Source organism: Marinomonas epiphytica, assembly GCF_054780655.1.
This window is the reverse complement of sequence record NZ_BAAGVX010000036.1, coordinates 116,161-133,419: the sequence shown is the minus strand read 5'-3', so window position 1 is coordinate 133,419 and position 17,259 is coordinate 116,161. Positions and strand designations below refer to the sequence as shown.

General features: G+C 47.2%; 13 protein-coding genes. 3 read left to right on the top strand and 10 right to left on the bottom strand.

The window, feature by feature from the left end; all coding sequences use genetic code 11:
• Positions 1–1,414: 1,414 nt before the first annotated feature.
• From astB to ACYVGZ_RS12395, 4 genes are read right to left on the bottom strand one after another with little or no spacing between them, the layout of a single operon-like run.
• A complete protein-coding gene (astB, locus tag ACYVGZ_RS12410; protein WP_460756011.1) occupies positions 1,415–2,764 on the bottom strand; it encodes an N-succinylarginine dihydrolase in 1,350 nt (449 codons plus the stop codon).
• Between the two features lie 60 nt (positions 2,765–2,824).
• The gene (gene astD / locus ACYVGZ_RS12405; RefSeq protein WP_460756008.1) at positions 2,825–4,297 is read right to left on the bottom strand and encodes a succinylglutamate-semialdehyde dehydrogenase; all 1,473 of its coding nucleotides are present in this window, start codon (positions 4,295–4,297) and stop codon (positions 2,825–2,827) included.
• 25 nt (positions 4,298–4,322) lie between these two features.
• Complete coding sequence (astA, locus tag ACYVGZ_RS12400; RefSeq protein WP_460756005.1) at positions 4,323–5,357, bottom strand: arginine N-succinyltransferase; 1,035 nt, start codon at positions 5,355–5,357, stop codon at positions 4,323–4,325.
• A gap of 40 nt (positions 5,358–5,397) precedes the next feature.
• On the bottom strand, positions 5,398–6,435 hold the full coding sequence (locus tag ACYVGZ_RS12395; protein ID WP_460756003.1) for an arginine N-succinyltransferase: 1,038 nt from the start codon (positions 6,433–6,435) through the stop codon (positions 5,398–5,400).
• A 161-nt stretch (positions 6,436–6,596) separates the two neighbouring features.
• On the opposite strand from ACYVGZ_RS12395, the gene ACYVGZ_RS12390 reads away from it, so the two are divergent.
• Positions 6,597–6,818, top strand: a complete 222-nt coding sequence (locus ACYVGZ_RS12390; protein WP_460756000.1) for a DUF1653 domain-containing protein — start codon at positions 6,597–6,599, stop codon at positions 6,816–6,818.
• A gap of 7 nt (positions 6,819–6,825) precedes the next feature.
• Here the strand turns inward: ACYVGZ_RS12390 and ACYVGZ_RS12385 are convergent, their stop codons facing one another.
• The 3 genes from ACYVGZ_RS12385 to ACYVGZ_RS12375 all read right to left on the bottom strand — a co-directional run bounded on the left by ACYVGZ_RS12385 (position 6,826) and on the right by ACYVGZ_RS12375 (position 12,073).
• Complete coding sequence (locus tag ACYVGZ_RS12385; protein WP_460755997.1) at positions 6,826–7,806, bottom strand: LysR family transcriptional regulator; 981 nt, start codon at positions 7,804–7,806, stop codon at positions 6,826–6,828.
• 74 nt (positions 7,807–7,880) lie between these two features.
• Positions 7,881–10,961, bottom strand: coding sequence for an efflux RND transporter permease subunit (locus tag ACYVGZ_RS12380; protein WP_460755995.1), 3,081 nt, complete (start codon positions 10,959–10,961; stop codon positions 7,881–7,883).
• Positions 10,961–12,073, bottom strand: coding sequence for an efflux RND transporter periplasmic adaptor subunit (locus ACYVGZ_RS12375; RefSeq protein WP_460755992.1), 1,113 nt, complete (start codon positions 12,071–12,073; stop codon positions 10,961–10,963). Before ACYVGZ_RS12375 ends, ACYVGZ_RS12380 begins: the two co-directional genes overlap by 1 nt.
• A 264-nt stretch (positions 12,074–12,337) precedes the next feature.
• On the opposite strand from ACYVGZ_RS12375, the gene ACYVGZ_RS12370 reads away from it, so the two are divergent.
• Positions 12,338–12,961: a COG3904 family protein gene (locus ACYVGZ_RS12370; protein WP_460755989.1), complete on the top strand. Its 624-nt coding sequence runs from the start codon at positions 12,338–12,340 to the stop codon at positions 12,959–12,961.
• 57 nt (positions 12,962–13,018) lie between these two features.
• Positions 13,019–13,312 (top strand): DUF1289 domain-containing protein, encoded by a 294-nt coding sequence (locus ACYVGZ_RS12365; RefSeq protein WP_460755986.1) that lies wholly within the window; start codon positions 13,019–13,021, stop codon positions 13,310–13,312.
• A 6-nt stretch (positions 13,313–13,318) separates the two neighbouring features.
• On the opposite strand, the gene radA is transcribed toward ACYVGZ_RS12365, so the two are convergent.
• The 3 genes from radA to glnK all read right to left on the bottom strand — a co-directional run bounded on the left by radA (position 13,319) and on the right by glnK (position 16,582).
• Positions 13,319–14,704 carry a DNA repair protein RadA gene (radA, locus tag ACYVGZ_RS12360; protein ID WP_460755983.1) on the bottom strand — a complete coding sequence of 462 codons (1,386 nt, stop codon included), beginning with the start codon at positions 14,702–14,704 and terminating at the stop codon, positions 13,319–13,321.
• 238 nt (positions 14,705–14,942) lie between these two features.
• Entirely contained in the window at positions 14,943–16,205 is a 1,263-nt protein-coding gene (locus ACYVGZ_RS12355; RefSeq protein ID WP_460755980.1) for an ammonium transporter, read from the bottom strand.
• Between the two features lie 38 nt (positions 16,206–16,243).
• The gene (glnK, locus tag ACYVGZ_RS12350) at positions 16,244–16,582 is read right to left on the bottom strand and encodes a P-II family nitrogen regulator (protein ID WP_460755978.1); all 339 of its coding nucleotides are present in this window, start codon (positions 16,580–16,582) and stop codon (positions 16,244–16,246) included.
• Positions 16,583–17,259 lie beyond the last annotated feature (677 nt).

Sequence of the window (17,259 nt, the reverse complement as noted above, 5' to 3'; positions counted from 1 at the left end):
CGCCCATTTTTGAATCAACATTATTCGGGGTTATACGAGGGCATCATCAATCCCCCATTGGAATCATGGCGCCGTTGCGTCGAAGCATCGAATCACCACATCATCGAAACCACCAAATCGCCAAATGTAGGGCGCCGTTAGGCCGAAGGCCGTAATGCGCCGTTGGGTGCGCAGCGCCCATGATTCAACCAAAATTCACCGGGGACAAACGAGGGTCTCGCCCAATTGCGTTGGTGTAACACGAGGGCTTCGCCCAATTGCGTTGGTGTCACACGAGGGCTTCGCCCTCGGCGTCAGATTCGCTTCGCGAACCGTGACCTACGCATCAACATGCAATTTTTCGATTAAACACAATGCCCCGTCAATTTGTAATGCACCACCAAATCGTAGGGCGCCGTTAGGCCGAAGGCCGTAATGCGCCGTTGGGTGCGCAGCGCCCATTTTTGAATCAACATTATTCGGGGTTATACGAGGGCATCATCAATCCCCCATTGGAATCATGGCGCCGTTGGGTGCGCAGCGCCCATGGTTGAATCAACATTATTCGGGGTTATTCGAAGGGCATCATCAATCCCCCATTGGAATCATGGCGGCGTTGCGTCGAAACATCGAATCACCACATTATCGAAACCACCAAATCGCCAAATGTAGGGCGCCGTTAGGCCGAAGGCCGTAATGCGCCGTTGGGTGCGCAGCGCCCATTTTTGAATCAACATTATTCGGGGTTATACGAGGGCATCATCAATCCCCCATTGGAATCATGGCGCCGTTGCGTCGAAGCATCGAATCACCACATCATCGAAACCACCAAATCGCCAAATCGTAGGGCGCCGTTAGGCCGAAGGCCGTAATGCGCCGTTGAGTGCGCATCGCCCATGATTCAACCAAAATTTATCGGGGACAAACGAGGGTCTCGCCCAATTGCGTTGGTGTAACACGAGGGCTTCGCCCTCGGCGTCAGATTCGCTTCGCGAACCGTGACCTACGCATCAACATGCAATTTTTCGATTAAACACCATGCCCCGTCAATTTGTAATGCACCACCAAATCGTAGGGCGCCGTTAGGCCGAAGGCCGTAATGCGCCGTTGAGTGCGCATCGCCCATGATTCAACCAAAATTTATCGGGGACAAACGAGGGTCTCGCCCAATTGCGTTGGTGTAACACGAGGGCTTCGCCCTCGGCGTCAGATTCGCTTCGCGAACCGTGACCTACGCATCAACATGCAATTTTTCGATTAAACACCATGCCCCGTCAATTTGTAATGCACCACCAAATCGTAGGGCGCCGTTAGGCCGAAGGCCGTAATGCGCCGTTGGGTGCGCAGCGCCCATGGTTGAATCAAATTGCGTTGGCGTAACACGAGGGCTTCGCCCTCGGCGTCAGATTCGCTTCGCGAACCGTGACCTACAACATTATCCTTTTTGGAATTCGTAGACACTGCCTAGGTCGAGTATTTGTGTGAGCTCGTCTAAGGCTGTGCGGCTTTCGTTCAGAAGCGCAGGGTCGGCCAGGTCGCTTTCCTCTAAGCGATCGCGGTAGTGTTGGTCTACCCATTGGTTTAAACGTGTGAACAAGGTGTCGTTCATCAGCGTTGCTGGGTTAAGAGCTTGTTGTTCAGCTTCGGTCAGTGCGACACGTAAACGAAGACAAGCAGGGCCGCCACCGTTGCTCATGCTTTGTTTTAAATCAAAAACTTTTACGTCATTAATGGGTGATGAACCACTCACTAATTCTTGTAAGTAAGCCCAAACCGCTGGGTTGTTCTCACATTCGCCAGGCACTACCAGCACCATGTCGTTGTCACCACGGCTGAGAAGCTGGCTGTTGAATAGATACGATTGAATGCAGTCTTGTACTGGCACTGCTTGGGTAGGCACTTCAATGAGATGCAATTGCGAAGCGCGATCTCCCCAGGCACTGAGTAGGTCTTGTTTCATTTTTGCCGTATCAAGAAAGGCTTCTTGGTGGTAGAAATGAGCATTGCGGTTGCCCACTGCAATCACATCATTATGAAATACACCTGCATCAATGACATCAGGATTTTGCTGCGCATATACTACTTGGTTTGTACTCAAACCATGTCGTCGGGCCACCGCTTGAGACGCCTCTAATGTGTGTCTAGCGGGGAATTTAGCCGGTTTGGCTGCCCCATGGTTGAACGCTTCCATGCCGTAAACAAAAAACTCGATTCCTTGCTCGCCATACTGGTCACAAAAACGGGTGTGGTTAGCGGCGCCTTCGTCACCAAAGTGATCCACGCTAGGCAGTGCTGCGTGATGAGTAAAGTGCTCAGAGTCACGGAAGGTCGCCTGTAAAATCGCCCCTGTTGTTTCGTGCTCAATAGAGCGGTGAAACTTGTTTACCAAGTTCGCTGGGGAGAAGTTTACTTTACCGTCTTGTGTGTCTGCACTAGGAGAAACCGTGGCAGCATTGGCTGTCCACATGCAAGACGCAGAAGAAACGGCCGCCAAAATATGAGGAGCTTGTTTAGCTACTTGAGTTAAAACTTGCTCGTCTGTGCCAGTAAAACCAAGGCGGCGTAAGCTAGGAATATGGGGACGTTCGTGAGGCGCTAAGACGCCTTGAACAAAGCCCATATCGGCTAACGCTTTCATTTTCACCAAACCCTGCTTAGCGGCGGCTTTTGGGTTAGAGGGTCGCGCAGAGTTATTAAACGAGGCGACGTTACCAAATGAAAGGCCACTGTAATTGTGGGTTGGTCCAACTAAACCGTCAAAATTGGCTTCGATTGCCTTTGTCATAAATACCTCGTTCGTTTCTAACGTCTAAAGCGCACCGCAGGTGCAAAATTGGGTGAAAAATTACAGTGTTAAGCCTGGTAGCAGTTTCTCAGGTGCCGTTAAACTGTCGGCTTCAATGCTGGCTACTGGGTAAGCACAGTAGTCAGCCGCGTAGTAAGCACTTGCTCTATGGTTGCCACTGGCACCCGTGCCACCGAAAGGTGCTGCGCTAGAAGCCCCTGTTGTTTGACGGTTCCAGTTGATAATGCCAGCACGGCTGTGTTGCAAGAACCAGTGGTACTCTTGCTCGTCGTCCGACAAGATTCCCGCCGATAAACCATACTGAGTGTTGTTCGCAATTTGCATTGCTTGTTCTAGTGATTCATAGCGAATAACTGTTAGTAATGGGCCAAAATACTCTTGGTCTGGCAGGTTATCTAACATCTCTGTGGCATCGACAATGCCAGGTGTGACATAGCCGGTGTTCTGCTCACCACGCTCCATAGTTAACAAAGATTTAGCGCCAAGTCCGAGTAAGTTCTGGTACGCCTGAATTAAACCGTCTGCTGTTTGAGCGGATACTACAGGTCCCATGAAGGGGGCATCTTGATCATCGTAACGGCCAATCTTAATGGCTTTAGCCGCTTTAATTAGATCGGCAATGACTTGGTCACCAAATTCACCTTGCGGTACTAATAGACGACGGGCACAAGTACAACGCTGACCAGAAGAAATAAACACAGATTGAATAATTTCATGTACAGCGGCGCGGCGGTCTGCAATCTTTTCAGACACCAATAATGGGTTATTGCCACCCATTTCAAGGGCCAAGATTTTGCCAGGATGACCCGCAAAGCTATTGTGTAATATGTGACCCACTTGTGGGCTGCCAGTGAAGAATAAGCCATCGATACCTGCATGGTTTGCCAGTGCTACACCGGTTTCTTTTTCACCTTGAACTAGGTTCAAGACGCCAGCAGGAAGCCCTGCTTGTTGCCAAAGTTGGATCACAAGGTCAGAAGTGGCAGGTGCCAATTCACTAGGCTTGAAAACAATCGTATTACCTGCAATCAGAGCAGGGACTATGTGGCCGTTTGGTAAATGACCTGGGAAGTTGTACGGGCCAAATACGGCTACGACACCGTGTGGACGATGGCGTAAACGTGCAGTTGCGCCCGGCATAGGGGTCGATTTTTCACCAGTACGTTCTTGGTAGGCTTGCTTAGAAATGCCCACTTTCCCCACCATTGCTGCCGCTTCTGTACGGGTCTCCCATAACGGTTTACCGGTTTCACGGCTAATGATGGTTGCAATTTGCTCACTGTTTTCTTTTACCAGCTCTGCAAAACGATCAATAATGGCAATGCGCTCTTCCAGAGGGCGGTTCGCCCAAGTTGGGAAGGCCGCGCGGGCAGCATCAATTGCGTTGTTGACTTGCGATGTGGAAGCGCTTTTGGCTTGCCATACTAGGCTTGCGTCACTTGGGTCAATAGAGCTTGCAAGCGCGCCTTCGCCAGTTAGCCACTGGCCGTTAATATAATGTGCTTGTTTCATACAAATACCTTGCCTTTGGCGTGTTTTAGTTCGGAGACAGTTCAACAATGCGGACTGGGTCTTTCGCATCGATACACAGGTTTTTCGCTTCTTCTTCGCTCAGAATAATGGCGCTGTTAGGCGCAGTCGGGCGTTGAATTAATATGCAGCGGAAGTCTTTCACCTTGGTGTTTGCCACTAGATAGTAGTTACCTTGGTCAGTGGATTTAGGTTCACCCACTTTTGCTAGGTAAAGGCGGCTGTCGCGGACTGCGCGGATGTCTTGAACTCGCGCTTCAAGGGTTGGCCCGCCATCAAAAATGTCTACATAGTTTTCGTAGCGAAAGCCTTCTTGCTCTAGTAAGCGACGGGCTGGCACTGTGTTCTTGTGCACTTGGCCTAGCACCGCTTTGGCTTCGGGGGATAATAGGCTTACGTATACTGGGTTACTTGGCATAAGCTCAGCAATGAACTGCTTGCTACCTAGGGACGTTAGCTCATCGGCACGGTCAAAATCGATGGAGAAAAAGTGACGGCCAAGGCTCTCCCACAATGGAGATACACCGTTTTCGTCTGATACACCGCGCATTTCAGCGAAGATCTTTTCGGTGAAGCGCTCAGGGTGTTGAGCCATGAACATAAAGCGAGACTTAGACAATAACTGGCCATTTTTTGAATGACGGTAGCCTTCTTCTAAGAAAAGAGTACAGATCTCACTCACGCCCGTAAAATCGTTGTTCAAAATGAGCGTTGGCATAATGTTATGTACTTCTAACTCGCGGGAAGAATGAGTAATGGTACCTAGATGGTAACTGTAAAAGGGCTCATCTAGTCCTACAGTAGCAAGCAAACCCGTTGTACCGACGATCTCACCTGTTGCAGTGTCTTCCAGCACCATTAGGTAGTCTTCAGTTTGTGGCTGATCGATCTTTTCTTTGGCGAAAGATTGGGTAGCACGGTCAATTTTGGCTTGCAAAATATCCATATCAGCGATCAGTGACGTGAAGCCAACTCCCGTCTTATCGGCTAAATGATATAAAGAATCCAAATCAGTTTGTTGGATTGGGCGTATCACCATCATGCTTGTGCTCTCCAAGATACTAGGTGGTTGATGAATAAGGTTAATTTGTGTTGTTAAGCATGACCCACTGGGTCTGGCTGCCTGACGAAATATGCAATCTGTCTTGTGTCTCTTGGCTGATCACCAAGCCTGCTGCTTGCGGCTCAGCGTAGTCCACCGTGACTAGAAAGTGCTCTAAATGCCCTGTCGCAATAAGGTGTTTCTGAGCGGTTTTCGCGTTCAAAGGGTTACCTGTGTTTAGAAAGGTCTTGCCCATTTTTTGCTGCTCTATGGTACGCAGGCTTTGGGTTCTTGCTTCTATGGTTGGGCCGGCGTCAAAAATGTCCACATAACCACGGAACTTAAACCCTTCTGCGAGTAGTATGTCGGTGGTTTTTGAAGAATCTTCGTGTACCACCCCGATGACCTCTTGGGCATTTTCAGGAAGGGTCGGCACATAAATAGGATAACGAGGCATAAGGTCTGCAATGAAATGCTTATTGCTAATGCCAGATAAATAATCGGCTTTTTGAAAGTCCATGGTAAAAAAGTGTTTACCTAGAGCATCCCAAAATGGTGAAAAGCCTTGTTTGTCACTCTCACCACGAATTTCCACAAAAAAACGTTCGGTAAAGCGCTCAGGGTAGCGGGCAATAAATAACAAGCGAGCCCGAGACAAGAGTGAAATGGCCTCGTGGTTTTGGTGGTCTTTATCTACAATCAAGGCCATTAGGCGGCTGGTACCACTGTAGTCATGGCACAGAAATAAAGCCGATATGCGATTATGAATTTGCAGTTGAGGCGAGGCATGTACAACCTCGTCAATACGATAACTGTAAAATGGCGTGTCTATGCCCACCATAGCTTCAATGCCACAGGTGCCGACAATTTTGTCTGTCTTGGTTTCTACTAAAACAAATAAGTATGACTCATCGCCAGGTTGAACTACGTCTTTCTGAAAAGAGCGGCGAGAGGAGGCAATTTTATCGTTTAGCCGTTCGCGATTCGCTGGAAAGTTGGTAAAACCAATGCCTGCTTGTTGGGCTAAGCGCTCAAGGGCAGGTAGGTCAGCAAAATCGACAGGTCGTACTAGGTACATAGGCTATCCGTTAAATAAAGTTATCGAATCATCTTTGTATGAGGGTATTATGGACCAACTTCTTGCCTTGGGGTAAGTGAGGTTTTTTCTTAAAAGCGACCAAATGTTTATGTATTTGGGTTTTTTAGGTCGAAAATTGGCAATAACTTGGAGGGTGTTAAATGAAAACGGGTGTGTACCGTCATTACAAAGGGCCAGAATATTGGGTTGAGCGAGTGGTAAAACACAGTGAAACAGAAGAAAGCTTAGTGATTTACCAAGCTCTTTATGGTGAGCAAGGCTGGTGGGCAAGGCCCTTGTCTATGTTTACTGAAACAGTGGAAATAGACGGTGAGACGATTCCACGTTTCGAATGGTTGCGAGCGGATCGAAACGCAGAATAGTGTTTGCTTATTCGGGAGGGTGCATCCATGGAGAGTCTCGCATCAGGCTGATAATGCGCTCTCTTAGCCAGCGGTGAGCAAGGTCGTTGTTGAATCTTTCGTGCCAACAAATATGAATAGGGCGACGGCCTGAATATTGGTCAACTTCTATGAACTCTTGAGGAATCGGCAGTAATTTCACAGGATAGAAGTTCGGCTTATTACTGATTACATTTAAAAATAGCTCGCCTATTGAACGAGGTGCAAAGAAAGACATACCTCGTTTAACCGCCTGCATGGCGACCATCAGGCTTTCTGTTTCAAGGGTAGGCTCAATGCAATAGCCTTGCTGTTTGAGCTTGTTGGCGGCTTGGGAAAAACTGTTAACACAGTTAGACGGCAAATGGTGAGTCACACTTCGGTGTTCTGTTAGGTCTTTTAATGTCACCTCTTTTTTGTGATACAAGGGGTTTGTTTCACTAATGATGACGCAGCCCTGCACAAAACCAATTAGCTTAGAGCGAACATTGCCAGGTGTTTCGCTTAAGTGAAGTATGGTCATGTCTGTTTCGCCTGACAGCAGATCGTCGAAAATGGGTTCTTCCACATTACTGAGTGACAAGCGCACATTCGGAGCCTTGTATTGTAGCTCGGCAAGCAAGGGTTCAATAAAGGTTTCTAGGTCCCCTTCATTGACACGAATTTTAAAGCGCCTTGCTAAGGTGTCTAAATCCAACTCTGACGGTGCCATGAGATCAGACAGGGAATTTAGAATGGGTTGCACCATTTCATGTAATTCCAACGCCCGCGCAGTAGGACTTAAGCCATAAGCTTGGCGAGTAAATAAAGAGTCGTTAAAGATGCTGCGTAAGCGCTGCAAACTTTTACTTAACGCTGGCTGAGTTACGCCTAAGCGTTCCGCAGCGCGGGAGACACTGCCTTCTTCCATGACGGTAATAAAAGCCACTAACAATTTAATGTCGAGCTTAGATATTTCGCTGAGGTTCATAGGTATCCTCTAATAAGTCTCAAGAGACTAGGTATCGCTTACCTGCTAGCCTAGTCTCTTGGAGAGTAAACGGGTTATTCGAACTCGTAACGCTTGCGGTGCTTCACGCGGAATAACATGGCGTAAAATACTGGTACAGCGATTAACGTGAGTATGGTGGCAAAGCCTAAACCGAACGAGATAACGACGGCCATTCCTTCGAAGAAGGCATCGTATAGCAACGGAATCATACCTAAAATCGTGGTAACAGCCGCCATACACACAGGGCGCACACGGCTTACCGCTGATTTAAAAATAGCCTCGTAGATTTCGGTGCCTTGGTCTCGCTCAAAGCTGATTTGATCAGCCAATACAATACCGTTTTTGACTATCATGCCAGATAAGCTTAAGAAGCCAAGCAAGGCCATAAAGCCGAAGGCTGAGTTCATTACTAATAGTCCAGTAGAGACCCCAATCAATGCCAAGGGCACACAGAACCAGATAGTGAGAGGAACGCGTACCGAGTTAAATAGCAAGATCGTGATGATGAACATGAATAAGTAACCCATCGGCAAGGCTTTAAAAATGTTCTCTTGGGCATCGGTACTGCTCTCGTACTCGCCACCCCATTCTAGCTGGTAGCCAGGCGGTAGTTCGATTGCTTCCACAGCTCCTCGAATACGGCCAAAGACAGCCATGGCGGTTTCGTCATCTAAAATGTTCGGGTCTGCCATCACGGTAATAGTCCGTTTACGGTCACGCCTTTCAATAATGGGGTTTTCCCAAGTAGTCTCAAAACCAGACACCAAGGTCGAAAGCGTAACGTATGAGCCAGACGCAGGACTGTAGATCTGCAAGTCACGGATCTGATCGATGGACACACGCTCTGCTTCTGGAGCAGTCTGCATGATCGGCAATAGGTCTGTACCATCACGGTATAGGCCAATTTGTGACCCAGTGAAGTTCGTTAACAGCACATTGTCTAGGTCTGTTTTACTGATCCCAAGGCGGCGCGCTTGAGCTTCATTAAAGATAGGGCGTAGCACTTTTACCGACTGACGCCAGTCGTCTTTAATGTTTTCTAGGCCACCATCAGAGCGGTATATGTCCTTAATTTGAGCACTGTATCGGCGCAGCAAATCTGGATCAGGGCCACTGATGCGAGCTTCAATTTTCGAGCCTGTTGAAGGCCCAAGCTGTAGACGTTGCAGTTTCACTTCTAACTCTGGGTAGTGCTCCTGCATCTTGTAATAGAGGTCTTCTAGTAGTTCAGGAATCACCTCTTTACTGGTGGTGCGCACAATGAACTGGGCATAGCTTGAGTTGGTTTGCTCAGCTGTATAGGTCAACATGAAGCGCAACGTACCCTGGCCTGTGGTTGAGGTAACGTATTCGATACGTTCGTCGCCCAGTAGCTCTTTTTCGATACGGTTAACCGTTGCGTAGGTGTCTTCTATGTGGGTGCCTTCAGGCAACTGTACATCCATGTAAAACATGGGGGTCGTTGAAGGCGGGAAGAAGGCTTGTTTCACAAACTGGAATGCCCAACCTGCTGTAAACAAACTGCCAACCAATAATACTACGGTCACCCAACGAAAGCGCATGGCTTTGTCTAACAACCATTTGTAGCCACTGAATAAGAAGCCTTTATATGGATCAACGTCTTCTTGCTCACCTTGCTGAGCACTCTTAATGGTTTCTTTGAAGAATAAGTCACAGAAGAAGGGCGTCAGCGTAATGGCGGTAATCCAGCTCAATAGCAAAGAAATAAGCAATACATAGAATAATGAACCGACAAATTCACCCACCGCATCAGGAGATAGACCGATAGGCGCAAAGGCGGTAATGGCAATGATGGTTGCCCCTAATAAGGGCCACTTAGTTTGCTTAACCACCGAGCTGGCGGCTTCAACTTTGCTGAGGCCGCGCTTTAAGCCTATGAGTATGCCTTCGGTTACGACGATGGCGTTATCTACCAGCATACCAAGGGCAATAATCAATCCACCTAAGGAGATACGCTGCAAATTGATGGAGAAGTAGTCCATCACAATGAAGGTGCCTAAAATCGTTAACAGTAGGATCAAACCAATGAGTATGCCTGAGCGAATGCCCATAAATACTAATAGGACTAAAATTACGATACCAACCGCCTCTGCAAGGTTCAGCAAGAAGTTAGAGACGGATTTTTCTACTTCTTTGGATTGGAAGTAAATAGGCTCCATTTCTAAACCAATAGGTTGTTGGTATTTAAGCTCTTCAATACGCTTTTCTAAGTCGGCACCAATGTTTACCACGTTAACACCAGAGGAAAAAGACACCCCTAGCAATAAGGATTTAGCGCCATTGAAGTTAACTAGGTGTGTTTGCGGGTCAACGTATTCACGTTTGACGGTTGCAATGTCGCTAAGGCGAATAAGATTACCATCAATCGGTGTGCCAACAATGAGGTTTTCTAATTCTGAGATGTCTTCAAATTCACCCGTTGGGCTGATACGAATGTATTCACTCCCCACTTTAACGCTACCCGCATTGGAAACCACGTTTTGGTTTGCCAATAGGCTTTGTAATTGGCTTGGGGCAATGCCCATGTTCGCCAATTTCGCTCGGGACATTTCAATGGTAATTTGTTCGCTCTGTTCGCCAGCCACGCTAACGCGGGCGACACCGTCTACCAAAACCAGTTCGCGGCGAATGTAGTCTACGTAGTTTTCTAGGTCTTTGTATGGGTAACCTTCACCGTGTATGGCAAGCATAACGCCGTATACGTCGCCATAGTCATCAAGCACCATAGGCGTTGAGACGCCACTAGGAAAAGCACCTGAGATGTCGCGTATTTTCTTACGCACTTCGTCCCAAATTTGCTTCAATTGCTCGGCACGATAGGTGTCTTTTATGGTTAGTTGAACCTGTGAATAACCCGCTTTGGTGGTGGAGGTGATCTTATCCACATAAGGCAAGTTTTGCAGCTCGGTTTCAATAGGGTAAGTGACCTCTTCCTCTACTTGTTCAGGAGAAGCGCCTGGGTATGTCGTGATGATCAGAGCATCTTTAATGGTAAATTCTGGGTCTTCTAACTGGCCTAGCCCAGTAAAGGCTATGACACCACCAAAAAGCAGAATAAGAGTGACCATCCAGCTGGTCACTTTACGTTCTATAAAATACGAAGCGATGTCCATTATAGTCCTCTCTCACGAGTCCAAGGGCGTACTTTCATGTCTTCTGTAAGGGTATGCACACCTGCGGTTACAACTTGATCACCTACTTCTAAACCAGCAACAATCTCAATCGAAGAGCCTTGTAGTTCACCAAGGGTGACTTTGCGGGGCGTGACATAGCCGGTTTCTTGGTTAAATACCCAGACGCTGCTCTCCGACTCACCAGAGTCTGTGTTTTCGTGTAGCAATACCGCTTCAGTTGGTACGGTGATATGTTTGGTTTCGCCCAACAGTTGGCTTAGATCAATGTCTACGTTGGCGGTCATGCCTGGTAATAGGGTATGAGGCCCCTTATGGTCACGAATTAAGGTTAAAGTTGCGTCGTATGCCTTAGTATTTGGGTCCGGTATGGTTTTATGTTCTTTGTACTTGCCTGTTAGTACTTCGTCTGGGGCGACATCTACTACGACACTTGGGTGGTAATCGGTTACAGCTGAGCGAATACTCACAACAAGGCTTTCTGGAACTTGAAAGTCGACTTCTAATTGGTTGATGTTTTGAATGTGCATCAATGTTTGGGTGGCACTTACGTACTGGTAGTTTTCAATATCAACCGAGGCAATAACACCGTCAAATGGGGCATAAACCTTAGTGTATTTGAGCTGGTTTTGAGCTGACTGAACCGAGTTATTCGCTTGCTCTAGAGTCGCTTTGGCGGAGTCAAACTCGGCTTGAGTGGTTACCTTTTGACGTAACATGGTTTGGATGCGGTTAAATTGCGCTTGAGCCAGCTTTTGGTTGGCTTGGGCGAGCTCTAATTGTAACTGAAAGTCGGTTGGGTCGAGCGTGGCAAGTAAATCGCCTTTTGTCACTTTTTTACCTGACACCGCATCCAGTTTGATGACTTGGCCGCCTACACGAAAAGCAAGATCAACCTCTTCGCTGGCCATTAGCTCAGCAGGGAAGCGGCGAACGTTGATCGCGTTCGTTGGCTCAATGGTTAAAAGCTTTACAGGGCGCACAAGTTGTTGTGCGGCTTCAGTGTCTGCTTCAACAGGGGAACAGCCAACGATTACAAGAGACGTGGCAAGCACAGCCCCTAAAAGCGTTGTTTTACCGAGTAGGTGGTTCATGTATTGCTCCAATATGCATATCTAAGAAACTAATAACCCAATTTTATATCTCTTAGAGCAAGATATGAATTTTCAATTATATATTAGAGATAGTCTCTAAAATTATATCTTGCTGAGTTTAACCCTATTGCTAGAAATATCTGAGCAATTTAGATACAAAGTGAATAAGATAAAACGCTTTTGCTGGTGGGTATCTGTCCAATTTCATACATTTTGTTTACTCTTGTATGTAACTGCTTCCTTTTAGTTGGATAACTTATTGCCATGGCCATACAGATCGCACCCATTTTTCAATCTAAAATCATCTTTGGGCTACTGTTAATCAGTATGTTGAATGCTTGTAGTGCACCCTTGTCAAAGGAGTCGCTGACAGAAGATCGTTTTCCTGCCCAAGGTGTGACCTTTGAAGTAGAAGACAACGTGGCATTCATGTCAGGGATATTAGACAGCAACCTAGTGGAAGACTTACGAGGCTTGTTACTGGCTCACCCTAATGTGACTGACTTAGTGCTGGTGGATGTACCAGGCTCCCTTGATCAACAAGAAACCATGGAAGCTGCGCGTTTAATTCGCCGCTTAGAGCTCAATACTCATATTGCTCGTACCGGTTATGTGTTATCCGGTGGGGTGGACTTATTTCTAGGAGGCGTAGAGCGCACCATAGGCGCTGGCGCAGGGGTTGGCGTACATGCTTGGAGTGATGGGTCTAATGTAGAGGCCAAAGAAGTAAATATTGCTGACCCTGTTCATGCCACTTATGTGAATTTTTATTTAGAAATGGGGGTGCCTGAGTCCTTTTATTGGTTCTCCTTAGTGGCAGCGCCTGAAAGCCGAGTGTATTTTTTATCGCCAGAAGAAGTGTATGAATACAAGATGGCCACTCGATAACATTAGACAAATCAAATGTTTATGACTTAACTAAGAGAAACCAAACGAGGAGGGGGTATGGAACAAATTGAACTGTTTGCCATTGACAACCCTTGTCGTGGCATTTGCGAAAACAGCGCCAAAGGTTTTTGTAAGGGGTGTTTACGTAGCCGTGAGGAACGCTTTCATTGGTTTTCTTTGACGAACGAACAAAAGCACAAGGTGTTGGATTTGTGCAGCCAAAGGCGCTTGCGGCTAATAAAAGCTCGTCAAGCAAGGCTAAGTGCCGAACATTCAAAAGCATCACTGCCTTACGGTATGGAGGAAGAAACAGCAGCTACTTTTGTGCTGACGCCCCCTCCTTCCAACTAAGTGCTGTTAGCCAAAAATATGCTCTAACGCCTCACTTAAACGTTCAACGCCAATAACGGTCATGCCTTCTATGGGCTTTTTCGGGCAATTGCTTTTAGGGACAACGGCACGAGTAAAGCCATGTTTTGCGGCCTCACTAATTCGTTCTTGTCCTGATGGAACAGGGCGGATCTCTCCTGACAGACCGACTTCTCCCAGTACGACTAAATCGTGAGGCAGTACTTGGTCTCGAAAGCTAGACACAACCGCCGCGATGGCGGCTAAGTCGGCACTGGTTTCCAATACTTTGACACCGCCTACAACATTCAGATAGACATCTTGGTCAGAGGTCAGTAAGCCGCCATGTTTGTGTAATACTGCCAGCAGCATAGCTAAGCGATTATGATCAAAACCAACGGTAACCCGTCTTGGATTACCAAAAGCGGACTCGTCCACTAGAGCCTGCAATTCTACCAGTAGTGGCCTTGTCCCTTCCCAGACCACCATCACGAGGCTTCCAGCCGCCGGATGATTGCTGCGATTTAAGAAAATAGAGCTAGGGTTTTTTACTTCTTTGAGGCCGTTTTCTAGCATGGCAAACACTCCAAGCTCATTAATGGCTCCAAAGCGGTTTTTCATGCCTCTTAGAGTACGAAAGCGTGAATCTTCCGAGCCTTCTAATAGCACGGAGCAGTCCACCATATGTTCGAGTACTTTTGGTCCGGCAAGGGAACCGTCCTTCGTAACATGGCCTACTAGCAACACCGCTGTTTGTGTTTGTTTGGCGAAACGAGTTAATACAGCAGCACTTTCACGCACTTGCGAGACACTGCCAGGGGCAGATTCTATGCCATCAAGGTGCATGACTTGGATGGAGTCAATTACGATAATTTTAGGTTTGACCTGTTGAGCCACATTCATAATGGCCTCAACATTGGTTTCAGACAGCATTTTTAAATTCTGGGTGGGTAAGCCAAGACGCTGAGCGCGCATTGCTACCTGTTGCAAAGATTCTTCCCCTGTAACGTACAGCGCTGGCTGCTGTTGGGCCAACCAACACATGGTTTGCAGTAGTAGAGTACTTTTACCCGCACCAGGGTGGCCGCCAATCAACACTACTCCACCAGGCACTAACCCACCACCTAATACTCGGTCAAACTCGCTGGCACCAGAACTAAAGCGCGGTACGTCTGCTAAGTCCACCTCAGATAAATCTTGAATCCCCGTTGTGGTGCCTGCGTACCCCTGGAACTTCGGATCTTGAGTCGCTGATACACGAGCAGAGGTTTTACCGGACGTTAGACGAATTTCAGTGAGGGAATTCCACGCTTTACAAGCTTGGCATTGACCCTGCCACTTGGCGTAATCCGCGCCACATTCATTACATACAAAGGCGGTTTTTGCTTTGGCCATGATGTTCTCTTGTTGGGGGTAGGTAAAAAAATTATATCACTTTCCTTCATATATATGAGGGAAGTTTGTAAACATAGAATAGGAGGCAAAATGCTGCGAGTAGGTTCTACAAAAATAGGAGTTGTTTAATGAATTGAATTTTAGAAAAGAGAGGAGAAGAAGAACATAAAAGAAACCCCCGCCGAGGCGAGGGTTTTGTCAGTAAAGGAGCTTTACTTAATAAGTAGCTTAGATGAGCTTACTTTTTGAATTCTGGGTACGCTTCCATACCACATTCAGCAAGGTCAACACCTTCGTACTCGTCTTCTTCAGAGACACGTACACCCATGATAGCTTTGATGATCAACCAAGTTACCAAGCTTGCTGCGAATACCCATACGAAGATGGTTACAGCGCCAGCGATTTGGCCAGAGAAAGAAGCACCGTCGTTAGTTAGTGGCACAGCTAGTAGACCCCAAAGACCCACAACACCGTGTACAGAGATAGCACCAACTGGATCATCAATTTTTAGCTTATCAAGCGTTAGGATAGAAACCACTACGATCAGGCCGCCGACAACACCGATTAGAGTAGCGCCAAGAGCAGTAGGAGTAGAAGGTTCAGCTGTGATCGCAACTAGGCCTGCAAGCGCACCGTTTAAAAGCATAGTTAAGTCAGCTTTACCGAACAAGATACGAGCAAGGATTAGAGCACCGATTGCACCACCAGCGGCTGCGGCATTCGTATTTAGGAATACCATAGCAACAGAGTTAGCGTTTGCAATGTCGCCAAGTTTTAGTACAGAACCACCGTTGAAACCGAACCAACCCATCCAAAGGATGAAAGTACCTAGCGTTGCTAGAGGAAGGTTAGCACCAGGGATAGCGCGTACTTCACCGTTAGGGCCGTATTTGCCTTTACGAGCGCCTAGTACAAGTACACCAGCAAGAGCGGCAGCCGCACCAGCCATGTGAACAATACCAGAACCTGCGAAGTCGGAGAAACCTAGGTCGCCAAGGTTGAACATACCGAATACGTCGTTACCGCCCCAAGTCCAAGAACCTTCAAGAGGGTAGATAACAGCTGTCATGACTACTGCAAAAGCTAAGAAAGCCCAAAGCTTCATACGCTCAGCAACCGCACCAGATACGATAGACATAGCAGTTGCAACGAATACTACTTGGAAGAAGAAGTCAGAAGCGCCAGAGTAGATAGAGCCGCCTTCAAAGCCGCCATCACGACCCGCGAAGTCACCTAACGTGCCTGCTACATCAACGTCTTCAATACCAGATAAGAACCAAGTACCACCGTACATGATTGAGTAACCACAAATTAGGTACATGGTGCAGGAAATCGCAAAAAGAGCGACGTTTTTGGTTAGGATTTCAGTGGTGTTTTTACCACGAACTAGACCTGCTTCTAACATGGCGAAACCAGCCGCCATCCACATAACGAGCGCGCCACACACTAGGAAGTAAAAAGTGTCCATGGCATATTGTAAGTGAAAAATTTGATCTTGCATCTTGTGCCCCCCTAAAGGCTTGTTATATTCGGGCAGTCTTAAACTGCTTCTACACCTGTTTCGCCGGTACGAATACGAACCGCTTCTTCAAGGTTGACGATAAAGATTTTACCGTCGCCGATTTTGCCAGTGTTAGCTGCGCCAGAAATGGCTTCAACCACTTGGTCAGACATATCATCTGCAATGGCTAGTTCAATTTTTACCTTCGGTAGAAAGTCCACTACATACTCAGCACCACGGTAAAGCTCTGTGTGGCCTTTTTGACGTCCGAAACCTTTTACTTCTGTCACGGTGATACCTTGTACACCGATTTCAGAAAGCGCTTCTCGAACATCATCGAGTTTGAATGGCTTGATGATGGCAGTTATCAATTTCATACCTACTGTCTCCTGTTAAAGTCAGTCTTGTGATTTGTTATTTGCATCTTTCCTGCATGTTCTTGCTATATTCAATATGTGTGCCAGCTTTTCTTAAGGCTTTATTTATAAGGCTTTGGACTAGGTTGGCTGGTTTTGCCTATTACAATGATTCAAATTAGTGCGGCATCTTGGGTTGTTGTGGTGGCGACTTGCATTTCTTTGGTGCGCTTTAGTGAATGATTCGACCAATAGCGGTTTATTAGCTATATCATCCTGTTTTAATTGGTTATTTAGAGAAGATAAAACTGAATGATTAGGTATTTGCAGCGTAAATACCCTTCTTGGATGCAAGTGGCAAATAAAATGAGTGCACATAAAAGAAGCAACACTTCCAAAAATTACACAAAACGTAGGGCGCCGTTAGGCCGCAGGCCGTAATGCGCCGTTGGGTGCACTGCGCCCATGATTGAATCAAATTGCGTCGGCGTTATACGAGGGCTTCGCCCTCGGCGTCAGATTCGCTTCGCGAACCATGACCTACCCCTCAACATGCAATTTTTCGATTAAAAAATGCGCCGTCAATTTGTAATGCACCACCAAATCGTAGGGCGCCGTTAGGCCGCAGGCCGTAATGCGCCGTTGGGTGCACTGCGCCCATGATTGAACCAAATTGCGTTGGCGTTATACGAGGGCTG